This is a genomic window from Streptomyces sp. NPDC006733 (assembly GCF_040636125.1).
Classification (GTDB): Bacteria; Actinomycetota; Actinomycetes; order Streptomycetales; family Streptomycetaceae; genus Actinacidiphila.
Map to the genome: position 1 here is coordinate 122,027 of NZ_JBEYJD010000003.1, position 15,158 is coordinate 137,184.

Consider the following 15,158-nt stretch of genomic DNA (forward strand, 5'->3'; position numbering starts at 1 on the left):
CAGTACGGCGTTTGCGACCTCAAGGAGCCGCTCGTGTCACCACCCCCGCGCCTACCGATCCTGCTCGCCGGAGCCGCACTCCTCCTGGCGGGCACGGCTCTGGTGCCGCTCGCGACCACCTCCGCCGCCGCCGGGGCGACACCCCTGTGCACGGTGCAGTACGCCACCGCCAACCAGTGGGACAGCGGCTTCCAGGGCGGTGTCACCCTCACCAACAACGGTCCGGCACTCAGCAGCTGGGCGCTGACGTTCGACTTCGCCGGCAACCAGAAGGTGACTCAGGGCTGGAACGCCAAGTGGTCCCAGACCGGCGCCGCCGTCACCGCCGCCAACGAGAGCTGGAACGGCTCGCTGGCCACCGGCGCCACCCTCACCGCGGGCTTCATCGCCTCCTGGAGCGGGACCAACCCCGCCCCCACCGTCTTCAAGCTCAACGGCGTCACCTGCAACCAGGACACCCAACCCCCCACGACGCCCCCCACCACCCCGCCCACGACCCCGCCGGGGAACCCGGGGGCACCGCCCAAGCTGCACGTGTCGGGCAACAAGCTCGTCGACCAGAACGGTGCCACCCGCCGGATGCTCGGCGTCAACCGCTCGGGCGGCGAGTTCATGTGCGTCCAGGGCTACGGCTTCTTCGACGGCCCGGTCGACGACGCGTCGGTCGCCGCGATCGCCTCCTGGGGCGTCAACACCGTCCGTGTCCCGCTCAACGAGGAGTGCTGGCTGGGACTGGACAACGTCAACCCCGCCTACGCGGGCAGCGCGTACATCGGCGCCGTCAAGGACTTCGTCGGCCGCCTCGAAGCCCACGGGATCACCCCGCTGCTCGAACTGCACTGGACGCACGGGCAGTACACCGGCAACTCCTCCGGCTGCGCCGACATCCACGCGACCTGCCAGAAGCCGATGCCCGACGCCCAGTACACGCCCGCGTTCTGGACCTCGGTCGCCACCACCTTCAAGGCCGATCCGGCCGTCGCCTTCGACCTGTTCAACGAGCCCTACCCGGACCGCGCCACAACCACCATCGACCAGGCGTGGGCCTGCTGGCGCGACGGCGGCACCTGCCCCGGCATCGGCTACGAGGTGGCGGGCATGCAGGACCTGCTGGACGCCGTCCGCGCCACCGGGGCGACCAACCTGGTCCTGGCCCCGGGCATCGCCTACTCCAACGACCTGAGCCAGTGGCTGCGGTACGCACCCACCGACCCGGCGGGCAACGTGGCCGCGGCCTGGCACAGCTACAACTTCAACACCTGCTCGACGTCGGCCTGCTGGGACTCCACCCTCGCGCCCGTCGCCGCCCGCGTCCCGCTCGTCGCGGGCGAGATCGGCGAGAACACCTGCGGGCACGGGTACATCGACCGCGTCATGCAGTGGCTCGACCAGCACAGCGCCTCGTACCTGGGCTGGACGTGGAACACCTGGGACTGCTCCACGGGCCCGTCCCTGATCAGCAAGTACGACGGCACTCCGACCGCCTTCGGCATCGGGCTGCGGGACCATCTGCTGTCCCTGGGCTGACGGGACCGACGGAGCCGACACGGTCCGACGGGCCGGCGGGGACGTCCCCGCACCGGCGGGCGGCGCCCGCACCCACCTGGTGCGGGCGCCGCCCGCGGCACGCTCGCGTCCGGGCGGGACGCGGCGGACAGGGACACGCAATGCCGCCCTCATGCCCGCGGGCATGACAAGCTGGGTGCCATGTGTGGCCGCTACGTCTCCACCCGCACCCCGCAGGACCTCGCGCCGCTGTTCCAGGTCACCGGTCCGCAGCCGGAACAGGTCCTGGCACCGAGCTGGAACGTCGCCCCGACGGACGACGTGTGGGCGGTGCTGGAGCGGGCCGACCACGACACCGGGGAGCTGGCGCGGGAGCTGCGTCCGCTGCGCTGGGGCCTGGTGCCGTCTTGGGCGAAGAGCCTGAGCGTCGGCTCGAAGATGATCAACGCCCGGGTGGAGACCGTCCACGAGAAGCCGGCCTATCGCCGGGCGTTCGCCAAGCGGCGGTGCCTGCTGCCGGCCGACGGCTACTACGAGTGGCAGGCCGTCCCGGCGACGGACGGTGCCAAGGCCTACAAGCAGCCGTACTTCATCCGGCCCGAGGACGGCTCGGTGATGGCCATGGCCGGGCTGTACGAGTTCTGGCGGGAGCCCGGGGCAGCGGAGGGTGACGACGCGGCGGCGTGGTGGATGACCTGCACCATCATCACCACCGAGGCCACCGACGCGGCCGGTCGGATCCACCCGCGGATGCCGCTGGCCATCGCCCCCGCCGACCACGACGCCTGGCTCGACCCCACCCACCAGGACCCGCACGAGCTGCGGGCGCTGCTGACCGCGCCGGCCGGCGGCCACCTGGACACCCGCGCGGTCTCCACCGCGGTCAACAACGTCCGCAACAACGGCCCCCAGCTCCTGGACGACCCGCCCGCGCAGCCCGGCGCCTGACCGCCCCCGCGCCGGGACCCCCGCAGCCCCGTCCGGCTCCCCGCCCTCCCCTCCGGCTCCCCCTCAGGCTCCTCTCCGCGAGCAAGACACACACATATGCGACGTATGTCGCTAATGGCAGGTTACATTCGCGTTCAGAGGATGGGTGAGACAGCGAGTCGACCCCCATCACCGAACGGGGCCGGCCCGCAGTCGGTCGCCCGCACGCCGGGCTCCGTCGACGAGGGAAGTCATGAGCCACGTGGAAACCACCGCCCCGCCCGCCGCCGAGCGGCCGGCCGCCAAACTGACGCTGCTGACCCTGACCGCGATGGTGGTCGGCTCGATGGTCGGCGCCGGGGTCTTCTCCCTGCCGCGCCGCTTCGCCCAGGAGACCGGTGTCGCCGGGGCGCTCATCGCCTGGGCGATCGCCGGCACCGGCATGCTGATGCTCGCCTTCGTCTTCCAGAGCCTGGCCGTCCGCAGGCCGGACCTGGACGCGGGTGTCTACGCGTACGCCAAGGCCGGGTTCGGCGAGTACCTCGGCTTCTTCTCCGCGTTCGGCTACTGGGCCAGCGCCTGCGTCGGCAACGTCACCTACTGGGTGCTGATCATGTCGACGATCGGCGCGATCTGGCCCGCGCTCGGGGACGGCGACACCGTGCTGGCCGTCGTCCTGTCCTCGGTCGGACTGTGGGCGTTCTTCCTGTTCATCCGGCGCGGGGTCAAGGAAGCGGCGGCGATCAACAAGATCGTGACGGTCGCGAAGATCGTCCCCATCCTGGTCTTCGTCGTCCTGGCGCTGTTCTACCTCGACACCGACGTCTTCGCGCAGAACTGGGGCGGCGCCGACTACGCCGGCTCGCTGTTCAACCAGGTCCGCGGCACGATGCTCGCCACCGTCTTCGTCTTCCTCGGCGTCGAGGGGGCGAGCGTGTACTCCCGGCACGCCAAGCGGCGCGAGGACGTCGGGCGCGCCACGATCCTGGGCTTCCTCAGCGTCTTCGCCGTCTTCGCCTCGGTGACCATCGTGTCCTACGGCATCATGCCGATGGCCGAGATCGCCGAGCTGCGCCAGCCCTCGATGGCCGGGGTGCTGGAGCACGCGGTCGGCACCTGGGGCGAGGTGTTCGTCAGCGTCGGCCTGATCGTCTCGGTCCTGGGCGCCTATCTCGCCTGGACGCTGATGGCCGCCGAGGTGCTCTTCGTCGCCGCGAAGGACGACGACATGCCGCGCTTCCTGCGGCAGTCCACCACCGAGGACGTACCGGTGCCCGCGCTGCTGATGACCACCGTGCTGAGTCAGGTCGTCCTGATCATCACGATGTTCTCCGACGACGCGTTCAACTTCGCCCTCGACCTGACCAGCGCGCTGAGCCTGATCCCGTTCCTGCTCGCCGCCGGCTTCGCCGTCAAGATCGCACTGTGGCCGCAGCGCGAGCGCGTCACCGGGCAGGGCCCCCGCAGCGAACTCGTGGTCGCCGTGATCGCCACCGTCTACACCGCGTTCCTGCTGTACGCCGCCGGGCTGAAGTTCGTCCTGGTCTCCTTCCTCATCTACGCACCGGCGACGTTCCTGTTCGTCAAGGCCCGGCGGGAGCAGAACCGGCGGCTGTTCTCGCCGCGCGAGGCCGTCATCTGCGCCGTCTCGGTCGCCGGCGCCGCCGTGGGCGTGCTCGCCCTGGCCCTGGGCTGGATCGAACTGTGACCCGCACCCGACCCCCTGGCTGTCCCCGACCGAAAGGCGCAACGCGATGAGCACCGACATCACCCCCCAGCCGGCCTTCGGCGTCCATTCCGAGGTCGGCCGGCTCCGCAAGGTCCTGGTGTGCGCACCCGGCCTCGCACACCGCCGGCTGACCCCGACCAACGCCGACGACCTGCTCTTCGACGACGTGATGTGGGTGGAGAACGCCCAGCGCGACCACGCGGACTTCGTCAACAAGCTGCGCGGGCGCGGGGTGGAGGTCGTGGAGCTGCACGACCTGCTGGCGCAGACGATGGCGATCCCGGCGGCGCGGTCCTGGCTGCTCGACCGGAAGATCAACGCGAACCAGGTCGGGCTGGGGCTGATCGAGCCGACACGGGAGTTCCTCGACACCCTGGAGCCGGGGGAGCTGGTGGAGTTCCTCATCGGCGGGCTGGCGACGGCGGATCTGCCGGAGGACTTCCGCCCGGGGTACGTCGCTCTGGCGGGCATCCGCGAGTACCTCATGCCGCCGCTGCCCAACACCCTCTACACCCGCGACACCACGTGCTGGCTCTACGGCGGGGTGACCCTCAACCCGCTGTACTGGCCGGCCCGCCACGACGAGACGCTGCTGATGAAGGCCGTCTACACGTTCCACCCCGACTACAAGGACTCGACAGTGTGGTGGGGCGACCCGGAGAAGGACTGGGGACAGGCCACGTTCGAGGGCGGCGACATCATGCCGGTCGGCAACGGCGTCGTCCTGATGGGCATGAGCGAGCGCACCTCGCGGCAGGCGATCACCCAGGTCGCGGCGGCCCTGTTCGAACGGGGTGCGGCGCAGCACGTCGTGGTCGCCGGCATGCCCAAACTGCGGGCGGCGATGCACCTGGACACGGTCTTCACCTTCGCGGACCGCGACATCGTCACCCTGCACCCGCCCATCATGAACGCGGTCCACACGTTCTCACTGCGGCCCAGCGACAGCGCCCCGGGAATCGAGATCACCGACGAGCGCGACCGCCCGTTCACCGAGGTCGTCGCCCGGTCCCTCGGGCTGAAGGAGCTGCGCGTGATCGAGACGGCCGGCGACGCCTACGCCTCGGAACGCCAGCAGTGGGACAGCGGCAACAACGCCGTGGCGGTGGAGCCGGGCGTGGTGTTCACCTACGACCGCAACACCCAGACCAACACCCAGCTGCGCAAGGCCGGCGTGGAAGTGATCACGATCGTCGGTGCGGAACTGGGCCGCGGGCGCGGCGGCGGCCACTGCATGACCTGCCCGATCATCCGCGAACCCGTCGACTACTGAGCGGCGCGCCCGCGGTCAGGCGCGCGGTCCGAGGAAGAGGCCTCCGCTGGCGTCGATGACCTGCCCGGTGATCCAGCGCGCCGCGTCGGAGGCGAGGAACGCGACGACGTCGGCGACGTCCTCGGGCGCGCCCAGCCGGCCGAGCGCCGTCGTCGCGGCGATGAACTCGGCCAGACCCGGCGACGCGAAGGCCGACCCGTTGGTCGCCGTCCGGGTGGCGCCCGGAGCGACGGCGTTCACCGTGATGCCGCGGGCCCCCAACTCGTTGGCCAGGGTCAGGGTCATCGTCTCGACCGCGCCCTTGGTCATCGCGAAGGCGGTCTGGGCGGGGTTGGCCATCCGGGTCGCCACGGAGGAGATCGTGACGACGCGGCCACCGTCGCGCAACAGCGGCAGCGCCCGCTGGACGATGAAGTAGGGCGCGCGGACGTTCACCGCGAAGAGGTGGTCGAACTGCGCCCGCGTCGTGGCGCCGAGCGGTCCGGCGGGCGCGGCCGCCGCGTTGTTGACGACGACGTCCAGCGGCCGCCCGGCCAGCGCCGCCTCGACTCCCCCGAAGAGCGTGTCGACGTCGTCCGCGCCGCCCAGCTCCGCCCGGACGGCGTGCGCGGTGCCACCGGTGCGCTCGATCGCCTCGACCGTCGCCGCCGCGCCGTCCGCGTCCGTGCCGAAGTGCACCACGACCCTCGCTCCCCCCGCCGCCAGCCGGATCGCGATCGCCTGGCCGATGCCGCGCGACGCGCCGGTCACCAGAGCCGTCCTGCCGGTCAACTCGCTCATGCCCCACCCCTTGATGCGAGCGACTACCTATCTGGTAGTCACTACCACTACGGTAGGGTCTACCACATGGCCGACCAGCACTCAACGTTGCGAGCACAACGGCGGGCCGACACACAGCGCCTGATCCAGGCCCACGCGGTCCGGCTGTTCACCGAGCGGGGATACGACGCGGCCACCGTGGCCGACGTCGCCGAGGCCGCAGGCGTGTCGCCCATGACCGTCTACCGGCACTTCCCGACCAAGGAAGACCTCGTCCTCACCGACCGGATCGGCCGGATCGTCGCCGATCGGATCGCCGCCTCGGCCGCCGCGCAGCCCCTGGTCCGCCGCATCAGCCGGGCGCTCGTCGAGTCGGCGACGGCGGTCACCGGCGGCGGCCCCGCGGACGGCCCGACGGCCGACGAGCAGTTCCTGCTGGCCCGTCTGCGGCTCATGATCGCGACACCGGCGCTGCGCGCCAGGCACCTGGACAACCACTACGCCCTGCAGCAGGCCATCGTCGACGCCCTCGACAGCGGTCCCGCCGATCCCGACGCGGCGTTCCGCGCCCGGGCGGCGGCCGGCGCCTGTCTGGCGGCGATGCACACGGCCCTGGTCCGCTGGGCCGAGGACGACGGACGGACCGCGCTGCCCGACCTGATCGCGACGGCACTCGCCGCCGCCTTCGGCGAGGCCGTCACCGGCCCGGACGCATAAGGACGGTCCGGGCGGGGCGGTCTCACCGGCGGCGCAGCAGGACCCTCGCGATGGCCGCGGGGACGGCCGGCAGGCGCGTCGCGCCCTCCTCGATCGACCACGTCGCGGTCTGCAGCACCCGGCCGAGCGTCCAGCCGGTCGCCCGCTCGCGGGCCAGGCCGACGACCTCGGTCATCAGGTCGAACCGGCGGCGGACGGAGCGGGGGGTGTCGCCCGACCGCTCCACCTCGTCCCACCGGTTCCACAGCGCGGGCAGCAGATCGAAGCCGGGGTCGCCGGCCAGCGGTTTGGCGTCGATCGCCAGCCAGGGGTCCCGCCCCGAGCCGGGCGGCGACGCCAGCACGTTCTCGTAGTGCAGGTCCCAGTGCAGCAGCCGGTCGCCCGGCTCCACGAGCACCTCGCGCAGGGCGCCGGCGCAGGCGTCGAGCAGGCGCCGCTCCACCGGGTCGGCGAGCTGTCCGCGGGCCGAGGCGGCCCGGTCCAGGACGGCGGCGCCGACGTCGGCCAGACGGCGCAGCCCCGCGGGCGCCGGAACGGCGACCAGGCGGGCCAGCACCTGCGCCAGGATCTCCAAGGCGGCCAGGTCGTCGTCGACATCGTCCAGCGAGCGACTGGCGTCCAGCCGCTCCAGCAGCATCGTCCCGGTGGCGGCGTCCGCCTCCAGCAGCGTGACCGCCCCCTGGCCGGCCCACTCGCGCAGGGCCGCGGGCTCTCCGCGCGTCTCTTCGTCCACCGGTTGCAGCTTGAGCACGGCCGGGGTGCCGTCCTCGCGCAGGACGGGCAGGACCAGGGCGACGGCACCGTTGCGAGGGGCTCCGTCCGGCCGCAGGTCCCAGCGGTCCAGGAACACCTCGGCCAGGGCCGGCAGCGCGCTGATCCACGTCCGTCCGGCCGCCCCGAAGTACGTGCGGTGCGAGGCGGCGAGGGAGTCGGGAACGCGCACGCGGTCAGGGGTCACCGCAGCATGCTCGCAGGCGGGGCGGTACGGCACCACTGCGTTCCGCGCGGCGCCGCGGTCAGCGGTTGGCCGCCCGCGCGAGATGGCGGGGGAAGCTGTCGTACGGCAGCGGGTACGCGTCGGTGTCCTGGTCCTCCTCGCTGTGGCTGTGGCCGTAGAGGGTGTTGATGGCGGCCTCCATCGCGGGGGGCAGATGGGGGGAGGCTCCTTGGTGGCACTGGGTGAGCAGCGCCCGGCGTGCGCGGCCGGGCAGCAGCGGGAGCGAGCCGGGAGGCCGGCGCGGGACGGGGGGCCGGACCGCGGTCCCCAACTGGTGGCTCTGGGCGCGCCACTGCTGGGCGGTGCGGTGCTGGCCCTGGTTGCGGTGGTGGAGGTACAGGCAGAAGGCGGCGGTGGAGTTCTCGCCGCCGGCGGCGTACTGCCACCAGTACTCGGCGGCGTCGCTGTGGCCGGCCAGGAAGAGCAGGCAGCCGAAGACGAGGGCGCCTTCGGTCTCGGCGCCGGCCTGGTCGGCGAAGCGGGTGAGCGCGTCGGCGGCGCGGGCGTCGCCGACGACCAGGGAGACGGCCAGGTGCAGGTCGCGGGCGGCGGTCTGCCGGATGGCGTACGCGCAGTCCGGGACGCACAGCGGTTCGCGGACGGCGTCCGCCGGGGCGTCGGACGGCGGGGGGCGGTGGTGGCGGCAGGGCTCGTACGCCGTGTCCTCCGCCTCGCCGCCGCCGGCGCCGTCCAGGTCGAGGTCCAGGTCCGAGCCGGGGTCGTCGCGGTCCGGGAAGACGTCGGCCGCCTGCAGGAGCGCGTCGATGTCCGCGCGCAGCCGGCGGGGGGCTCGTCCGCTCACGCTTCCTCCTTGAGCAGGGACGTCAGCTTCGTGGCGAGCCGGTCCTTGGCCCGCATGACGTGGGAGCGCACGGTGTCGGTGGTCGTGCCCAGGTACTCGGCGATGTCGTGGTCCTCGGCCTTGAGGACGTAGCGCAGGACGATGACGTCGCACTGCCGTTCCGGAAGCTCCGAGATGGCCGTGTACAGGCCCAGTTCGCTCTCCAGCAGCGCCCAGCCGTCCTGGAGTTCGCGCACCAGCAGCTTGCGCATCGCGGCGCGGAACGCGGCGGTGTCGGGCATGACGGGGGTGCGCCGGTGGAGCGTCAGCCAGTGGTGGATGTGGTCCTTGAGCGCGGTCCACGCGTACTGCGGCACGGATTCCTGGCGCAGGACCAGCTCCCAGTCCTGGGCGAGCTGGTCGTGGACCTCGCGCACCAGCCGTGCCGCCTGATGGCGGTCGCCGACCTGCAGCAGCGCGTACCGCAGCCATAAGGTGCGGTGGTACTCGTAGAAGGCGGCCAGCGTCAGGTTGGCGCGGCGCTGCGCGACCTGCTCGGGGGTGGCCAGCGCCGGGGCGGCGAATGGACGGGTCCGGGTCATCGTGTCATCGCCTTCCGGTCTGCGGCACTGTGCGGTCGGGGGCGCAGGCGGGGGGCGGCCGGGGCGGAAGCGGCGTGTTGTCGGTCTCTCGCACGGGCGTTCCCGTCCACTGGCACCGCACCGTTCCGTGGATGGAGGGGCGTCGGCGGGGAGTCGATGTGCTCCCACGATCAGCAAACCGGATCACGGCCCCTGCTGTTGAAGATCATTGCGACTATTTTCTCACCCGCCGTGATCCGTCGATAACGCATCGGTGAAGTTGGCCGAAGAGGGCGCTTGCGGGCCGCGCGGTCCGGGGAGGAGCCCGGGGGGCCGCCCGGCGCCCGCGCCGCACAGGGAGAACACCATGGGCATCGAGCAGGAGTCCGGCATCGATCTGCAGCTGGACCGGCCCCACTCGGCGCGGATGTACGACTACTACCTCGGCGGCTGGACCAACTTCCCCGCCGACCGCGAGGCCGCGGGCAAGGCCATCACGGCCTTCCCCTCCGCGCTGGTCGCCGCGCGCGCCAACCGCCGCTTCGTGCACCGCTCCACCCGCCACCTGGCCTCCCTCGGGCTCACCCAGTTCCTGGACATCGGCACCGGGATCCCCACGTCGCCCAACCTGCACGAGATCGCCCAACAGGCCGATCCCGCCTCCCGCGTGGTCTACGCCGACAACGACCCCATCGTCCTGGCCCACGCCGCGGCCCTGCTGCACGGCACCCCCGAGGGGTGCACCGCCTACACCCAGGCCGACGTCACCGACCCCCGGGCCCTGCTGGAGTCCCTGGAGGTCAAACGGACCCTGGACCTCACCCGGCCCGTCGCGCTGAGCCTCAACGCGATCCTGCACTTCGTCCCCGACGACCAGGACGCCCACGGCATCGTCGAGACCCTCAAGGACGAACTGGCCCCCGGCAGCGCGCTGACCCTCTCCCATGTGACGGCGGACTTCGACCCCGCTCCGATCGACCGCGTCATGCAGGTCTACCGAGCGGCCGGCACCCCCGTCCAAGCCCGCACCCGCGCCGAGTTCACCGCCTTCTTCGCCAACTGGACGCTCCTGGAGCCGGGCGTGACCTCCACCCAGCGGTGGCGGCCGGACCCCGAGGACAGCCTCGGCGGAGTCACCGACAACGAGACCTCCTGCTACGCGGCGGTCGCCCGCAAGCCCTGAGCCCGCCCCTCCCCCGCCTCCCGGCCGTGTCACGTGCGGCCGGGCCGCGCCGCGCGGGAGGGTGTGACCTGCGCCGCGGCGGCGCGCCCCGGCACCGGGCGCCGGACGCCGCGCCCTTACGATGCGCTCGTGCTCCTCTCCCTCTCCGCCGCCTCCGCCCTCGCGTTCCTCGCCTTCGCCGTCGGCTTCCGCAAGGACCGCCGCCTGTTCCGCAACGCCGTCTTCCTCGGGCTGGGGCTGGTGCTCCTCAGCGTCGCGTTCGTGGTGTCCCTGCACGGAGCCCCGATCCCCGGGTCGCGGTACGTCCTGTACCTGCTGCCGCTGCTGGTCCTGCTCGCCGGTCTCGCGCTGCCCTTCGCGCTCGTGGCCAACGGCCTGCTGATGGTCCGCAAGGAAGGGCGCGGCCTGGGCAACCTGCTGTCGCTCCTCGCGGGCCTGGGCATCTTCCTGCTGCTGGCGTTCCTCGCCCTCGCCGCGAGCTCCGGGTCCCGGGTGCTGTTCTCCGCGGGCGTGCTGACCGCGTTCGTCGTCGCCTACGTCTCGTTCCTGTTCGTCTGCTACCTCACGTACTCCTTCCTCTACGGGCGGACCACGGTGCGCGCCGGTGTCGACTTCGTCGTCGTGCTCGGCTGCGGCCTGGCCGGCGACCAGGTCCCGCCGCTGCTCGCCTCCCGGCTGGAGCGCGGGCTGGCCGCCTACGAGGCGGAGCAGCGGCACGGCGGGACGCCGCAGCTGCTGGTCTCCGGCGGGCAGGGGCCCGACGAGGGGCGCCCCGAGTCGCACGCCATGGCGGAGTACCTGGTGGCGAAGGGGGTTCCGGAGGAGCGGATCCTGCGGGAGGAGGAGTCGCGGACCACGGAGGAGAACCTGGCCTGCAGCGAGGTGCTGATGGCGGAGCGCGCCCCGGCGTACCGGTGCGTGGTGGTGACCAACAACTTCCACGCGTTCCGCGCGGCACTGATGGCGCGGCGGGCGGGCATCAACGGGCAGGTGATCGGCTCCCCCACCGCCGCGTACTTCTGGCCGAGCGCGACGATCAGGGAGTTCGTGGCGGTCTTCGTGGACCACCTGAAGCTGAACCTCGCGATCTGCGGCGGGCTGCTCGCGCTCGGCGTGGTGACGCTCGCCGTGGCCTGAGCCCGGCCGGACCGGCCGGCTCCCGCCGCGCACACGCCCCCGGCGCGAACGGGGGACGTGTGCGCGGCGGTTCGAGGGAGCCCAGCACTTCGTTGCTAGCGTCCGCTTATGTCTCCTTTTGTACCTAGATACCCCTGGTGGCGGGTGATGCGCCATGGGCGTTCTGCGTGACCATCCGGAACTCGCGCTCTTCCTCTGCCTGGCCGCCGGCTACCTCGTCGGCAAACTCCGGGTCGGCCCCATCACCTTGGGCGGCATCTGCGGCACCCTCATCGTGTCGCTGCTGCTCGGCACCCAGAAGATCACGGTCGACGACGACGTCAAGACCATCTTCTTCGCCCTGTTCATCTTCGCGCTCGGCTACATGGGCGGCCCGCAGTTCTTCGCGCACCTGAACCGCAAGGGCCTGCGGTTCGGCGTGCTGTCGCTGATCGAGATGGTCACGGTCGTCCTCTTCGCCCTCGGCCTGGCCAAGGCGTTCGACCTCGACGTGGGCACCGCCGCCGGCATCCTGGCCGGCGCCGCCACCGAGTCCGCCGTGGTCGGCACGGCCACCGAGGCGATCGGCAAGCTCTCCGGGCTGACCGAGCAGCAGATCAGCACCTACCAGGGCCACGTGGCCACGGCGTACACCGTCTGCTACCTCTTCGGCCTGATCACCATCGTCATCCTCACCAGCCAGATCATCCCGATGCTGCTGCGCATCAACCTGCGCGACGCCTCCCGCGAGCTGTGGGAGAAGATGCGCGGGGACTCGGCGGCGCTGGAGGACGACGAGCGGGAGGCACTGCCAGGGCTGGTGGGGCGCACCTACCTGGTCACCACCGCCGACGGCCGCACCGTCGGCGACCTGGAGTCCGGGCTCGGCAACCGGATCACCGTCGAGGGGGTCAAACGCGGCAGCGAACTCCTGACGCCCGCACCGGACCTGGAGCTGACCCTCAGCGACCTGGTCCTGGTCGTGGGCCGGCGCGCCAACACCATCGAGGCGGGCCGGGTCATCGGCCCCGAGACCCCCGCCATCCCCGGTCTGGACGCGCCGCTGGCGGTGCGCCAGGTCGTGCTGACCGACAAGGCCATGGACCGCAAGTCCCTGGACGCGCTGCAGAAGGCGAACCCGGACTTCATCAAGTCCGGGGTGTACGTGACGGACGTGCTGCGCGCCGAACAGCATCTGCCCGCCGCGCTGGAGACCGAACTGCACCGGGGCGACATCCTCACCCTGGTCGGCGCGCGCTCCGGGCTCGACCGGGTGGTCAAGAAGATCGGCGCGGTGGTCAAGAACGAAGCCACCGACTTCATCTACCTCGGGCTCGGGCTGTCGGCCGGTGTGCTGCTCGGCCAGATCGTGGTGCGGATCGGCAGCGTGCCGCTGTCGCTGGGCACCGGCGGCGGCTGCCTGGTCTCCGGCCTGCTCTTCGGCTGGTTCCGCTCCCGCCGCCCGACGTTCGGCGCCTTCCCTCCCCAGGCCGCCACCACCATCAAGGACCTGGGCCTGGCGGTCTTCATCGCCTGCACCGGTCTCGCCTCGGGCCCGCAGGCCGGACCGCTGCTCAAGCAGTACGGCGCGCTGCTCCCGCTGGCCGGCATCGGCATGGTGCTCATCCCGGCCGCGATCTCCCTCGTCGTCGGCCTGAAACTGCTGAAGATCGAGAAGCCCCTGCTCATCGGCGCCATCGCCGGCCAGCAGTGCAGTACCCCCGCCATCACCTCGATCACCCAGGTGGCGCAGAGTTCGGTGCCGCTGCTCGGCTACACGATCACGTACACGATCTCCAACTTCCTGCTGCCGCTGACCGGTCCGATCCTCGTCGGCATCCTCGGCGCCTGACGACCCGTCCTCCAGCTGAAAGACCGGACCGATGATCGATTTTCTCAACCGGAACATCTTCAAGCCCCACCCCGAGCTGCTGGTCTTCCTCGTCGTCGCACTCGGGTTCCTGCTCGGCCGGATCCGCTACAAGGCGATCGCGCTGGGCGCCGTCACCGGCTGCCTCGTGGCCGGTCTCTTCCTCGGCGCCCAGTTGAAGGTCCCGATCGACGGCACCGTCAAGTCGCTGTTCTTCATCATGTTCCTGTTCGCCCTGGGCTACCGGGTCGGACCGCAGTTCTTCCGGGGCCTGAAGAAGGACGGCCTGCCGCAGGTGCTCAACGCGGTGATCGTCTGCGTCACCGGGCTGCTGGTGTCCTGGGTCTTCGCCGTGCTGCTCGGATACGGCCCCGGGCTGGGCGCCGGCCTGATGAGCGGCGCGCTCACCCAGTCCGCCGCCATCGGCGTCGCGCAGGACGCCATCGGCACCCTGCCCGGCCTCAGCCCCGCCGACATCAAGAACGAGCAGAACCTGGTCGCGGTGGGGTACGCCGTCACCTACCCGCTCGGCACCATCCTGTGCGCGATGCTGCTGGCCAACGTGCTGCCCCGGCTCTACCGCAAGGACCTGGCCGCCGAGAGCGCCCAGCTCGCCGCCGAACTCGACGCCCCGGACAGCGACCCGGACCTCGCCGAGGGCTACTACGAGATCGTGCTGCGCGCCTTCACCGTCGACCGCCCGGACCTCGCGGGCCGCACCATCGACGACTTCGAGGCCCAGCAGAAGGGGCTCGGCCGCCGCATCTACATCACCCGGGTCCGGCGCGACGGGGTGATCCTCGAGCACGACCAGTCCACCGCGCTCCAGCTCGGCGACACCCTCGCGATCAGCGCGCTCCGCGGCGACCTGGTGGCCTTCGACGCCCGCGTGCACGTGGGGGCCGAGGCCGACGACGTGGAGCTGCTCGGCTACCGGACCGAGACCCTGCACGTGATCGCCTCCGAGAAGGCGCAACTCGGCAGGACCATCGCCGAACTGCGCCGGGAGCCGTTCATGGCCGGCGTGTACGTCGACAAGCTGTACCGGGCGGGCTCGGAGTTCCCCTACCGGCTCAGCACGGAGCTGGAACGGGGGGACACCGTCCTGCTCACCGGCCCGAAGCGGCTGGTGGACCCGGCGGGCAGGGCGATCGGCAAACCGGTGCCGACCAGCTTCGCCACCGACATGATCTGGGTCGGCCTGGGCATCTTCCTCGGCGGCTGCATCGGCATCCCCGCCCTGACCGTCAGCGGGGTCCCCATCAGCCTGTCGACCTCCGGCGGCGGCCTGATCATGGGTCTGATCTTCGGCTACATCCGCGCCAAGTACCCCACGTACGGGAACGTTCCGCCGGGCGCGCAGTGGTTCATGGACACCCTCGGCCTGTGCATGTTCGTCGCGGTCGTCGGTATCAACGCGGGTCCGAGCTTCACCGACGGGCTGTCGGAGGCCGGCTGGGGGCTGCTGCTCTTCGGCGCCATCGCCACCGTCGTCCCGCTCCTGGTCGGGTTCGGTGTCGGCCACTACATCCAGAAGATCCGCTTCCCGATCCTGATGGGCGTCCTGGCCGGCGGCCAGACCACCACGGCCGCGATCGGCGCGATCGGCGAGACCTCCAAGAGCCAGATCCCCACCCTCGGCTACACCATCCCCTACGCCGTCGGCAACGTCCTGCTGACCGTGTGGGGCGCCGTCATCGTCCTCCTCAACCACTGAAC

At 71.7% G+C, this 15,158-nt stretch carries 13 protein-coding genes; 9 read left to right on the top strand and 4 right to left on the bottom strand.

Annotated elements, in window-relative coordinates; translation table 11 throughout:
- Positions 1-33 precede the first annotated feature (33 nt).
- From ABZ721_RS04655 to ABZ721_RS04670, 4 genes are all read left to right on the top strand, one after another.
- Positions 34-1,527: a cellulase family glycosylhydrolase gene (locus ABZ721_RS04655; protein ID WP_358787101.1), complete on the top strand. Its 1,494-nt coding sequence runs from the start codon at positions 34-36 to the stop codon at positions 1,525-1,527.
- Positions 1,528-1,707: 180 nt separating this feature from the next.
- A complete protein-coding gene (locus ABZ721_RS04660) occupies positions 1,708-2,454 on the top strand; it encodes an SOS response-associated peptidase (protein ID WP_358787102.1) in 747 nt (248 codons plus the stop codon).
- Between the two features lie 232 nt (positions 2,455-2,686).
- Positions 2,687-4,141, top strand: a complete 1,455-nt coding sequence (locus ABZ721_RS04665; RefSeq protein WP_358787103.1) for a basic amino acid/polyamine antiporter — start codon at positions 2,687-2,689, stop codon at positions 4,139-4,141.
- Positions 4,142-4,187: 46 nt separating this feature from the next.
- A complete protein-coding gene (locus tag ABZ721_RS04670) occupies positions 4,188-5,435 on the top strand; it encodes an arginine deiminase (protein WP_358787104.1) in 1,248 nt (415 codons plus the stop codon).
- Between the two features lie 15 nt (positions 5,436-5,450).
- On the opposite strand, the gene ABZ721_RS04675 is transcribed toward ABZ721_RS04670, so the two are convergent.
- Positions 5,451-6,215: an SDR family oxidoreductase gene (locus tag ABZ721_RS04675; protein WP_358787105.1), complete on the bottom strand. Its 765-nt coding sequence runs from the start codon at positions 6,213-6,215 to the stop codon at positions 5,451-5,453.
- A 66-nt stretch (positions 6,216-6,281) separates the two neighbouring features.
- On the opposite strand from ABZ721_RS04675, the gene ABZ721_RS04680 reads away from it, so the two are divergent.
- On the top strand, positions 6,282-6,911 hold the full coding sequence (locus ABZ721_RS04680) for a helix-turn-helix domain-containing protein (protein WP_358787106.1): 630 nt from the start codon (positions 6,282-6,284) through the stop codon (positions 6,909-6,911).
- A 22-nt stretch (positions 6,912-6,933) separates the two neighbouring features.
- On the opposite strand, the gene ABZ721_RS04685 is transcribed toward ABZ721_RS04680, so the two are convergent.
- From ABZ721_RS04685 to ABZ721_RS04695, 3 genes are read right to left on the bottom strand one after another with little or no spacing between them, the layout of a single operon-like run.
- Positions 6,934-7,869: an aminoglycoside phosphotransferase family protein gene (locus tag ABZ721_RS04685; protein ID WP_358787107.1), complete on the bottom strand. Its 936-nt coding sequence runs from the start codon at positions 7,867-7,869 to the stop codon at positions 6,934-6,936.
- A gap of 58 nt (positions 7,870-7,927) precedes the next feature.
- A complete protein-coding gene (locus ABZ721_RS04690; RefSeq protein WP_358787108.1) occupies positions 7,928-8,710 on the bottom strand; it encodes a glycoprotein in 783 nt (260 codons plus the stop codon).
- Positions 8,707-9,291, bottom strand: a complete 585-nt coding sequence (locus ABZ721_RS04695) for a sigma-70 family RNA polymerase sigma factor (RefSeq protein ID WP_358787109.1) — start codon at positions 9,289-9,291, stop codon at positions 8,707-8,709. Before ABZ721_RS04695 ends, ABZ721_RS04690 begins: the two co-directional genes overlap by 4 nt.
- 346 nt (positions 9,292-9,637) lie before the next feature.
- Here ABZ721_RS04695 and ABZ721_RS04700 point away from each other — a divergent pair, with 346 nt between their 5' ends.
- The 4 genes from ABZ721_RS04700 to ABZ721_RS04715 all read left to right on the top strand — a co-directional run bounded on the left by ABZ721_RS04700 (position 9,638) and on the right by ABZ721_RS04715 (position 15,156).
- Positions 9,638-10,453 (top strand): SAM-dependent methyltransferase, encoded by an 816-nt coding sequence (locus tag ABZ721_RS04700; protein ID WP_358787110.1) that lies wholly within the window; start codon positions 9,638-9,640, stop codon positions 10,451-10,453.
- 129 nt (positions 10,454-10,582) lie between these two features.
- Positions 10,583-11,590 carry a YdcF family protein gene (locus tag ABZ721_RS04705; protein ID WP_358787111.1) on the top strand — a complete coding sequence of 336 codons (1,008 nt, stop codon included), beginning with the start codon at positions 10,583-10,585 and terminating at the stop codon, positions 11,588-11,590.
- 154 nt (positions 11,591-11,744) lie between these two features.
- Positions 11,745-13,421 carry an aspartate-alanine antiporter gene (gene aspT / locus ABZ721_RS04710; protein ID WP_358787112.1) on the top strand — a complete coding sequence of 559 codons (1,677 nt, stop codon included), beginning with the start codon at positions 11,745-11,747 and terminating at the stop codon, positions 13,419-13,421.
- Positions 13,422-13,452: 31 nt separating this feature from the next.
- Positions 13,453-15,156 carry an aspartate-alanine antiporter gene (locus tag ABZ721_RS04715; RefSeq protein WP_358787113.1) on the top strand — a complete coding sequence of 568 codons (1,704 nt, stop codon included), beginning with the start codon at positions 13,453-13,455 and terminating at the stop codon, positions 15,154-15,156.
- Positions 15,157-15,158: the final 2 nt, after the last annotated feature.

What these genes read in the sequence shown, in the direction of transcription:
- ABZ721_RS04660 (WP_358787102.1), top strand. Translation starts at nt 1,708, where the DNA reads ATGTGTGGCCGCTACGTCTCCACCCGCACCCCGCAGGACCTCGCGCCG.
- ABZ721_RS04665 (WP_358787103.1), top strand. Translation starts at nt 2,687, where the DNA reads ATGAGCCACGTGGAAACCACCGCCCCGCCCGCCGCCGAGCGGCCGGCC.
- ABZ721_RS04670 (WP_358787104.1), top strand. Translation starts at nt 4,188, where the DNA reads ATGAGCACCGACATCACCCCCCAGCCGGCCTTCGGCGTCCATTCCGAG.
- ABZ721_RS04675 (WP_358787105.1), bottom strand. Translation starts at nt 6,215, where the DNA reads ATGAGCGAGTTGACCGGCAGGACGGCTCTGGTGACCGGCGCGTCGCGC.
- ABZ721_RS04680 (WP_358787106.1), top strand. Translation starts at nt 6,282, where the DNA reads ATGGCCGACCAGCACTCAACGTTGCGAGCACAACGGCGGGCCGACACA.
- ABZ721_RS04695 (WP_358787109.1), bottom strand. Translation starts at nt 9,291, where the DNA reads ATGACCCGGACCCGTCCATTCGCCGCCCCGGCGCTGGCCACCCCCGAG.
- ABZ721_RS04700 (WP_358787110.1), top strand. Translation starts at nt 9,638, where the DNA reads ATGGGCATCGAGCAGGAGTCCGGCATCGATCTGCAGCTGGACCGGCCC.
- aspT (WP_358787112.1), top strand. Translation starts at nt 11,745, where the DNA reads ATGGGCGTTCTGCGTGACCATCCGGAACTCGCGCTCTTCCTCTGCCTG.
- ABZ721_RS04715 (WP_358787113.1), top strand. Translation starts at nt 13,453, where the DNA reads ATGATCGATTTTCTCAACCGGAACATCTTCAAGCCCCACCCCGAGCTG.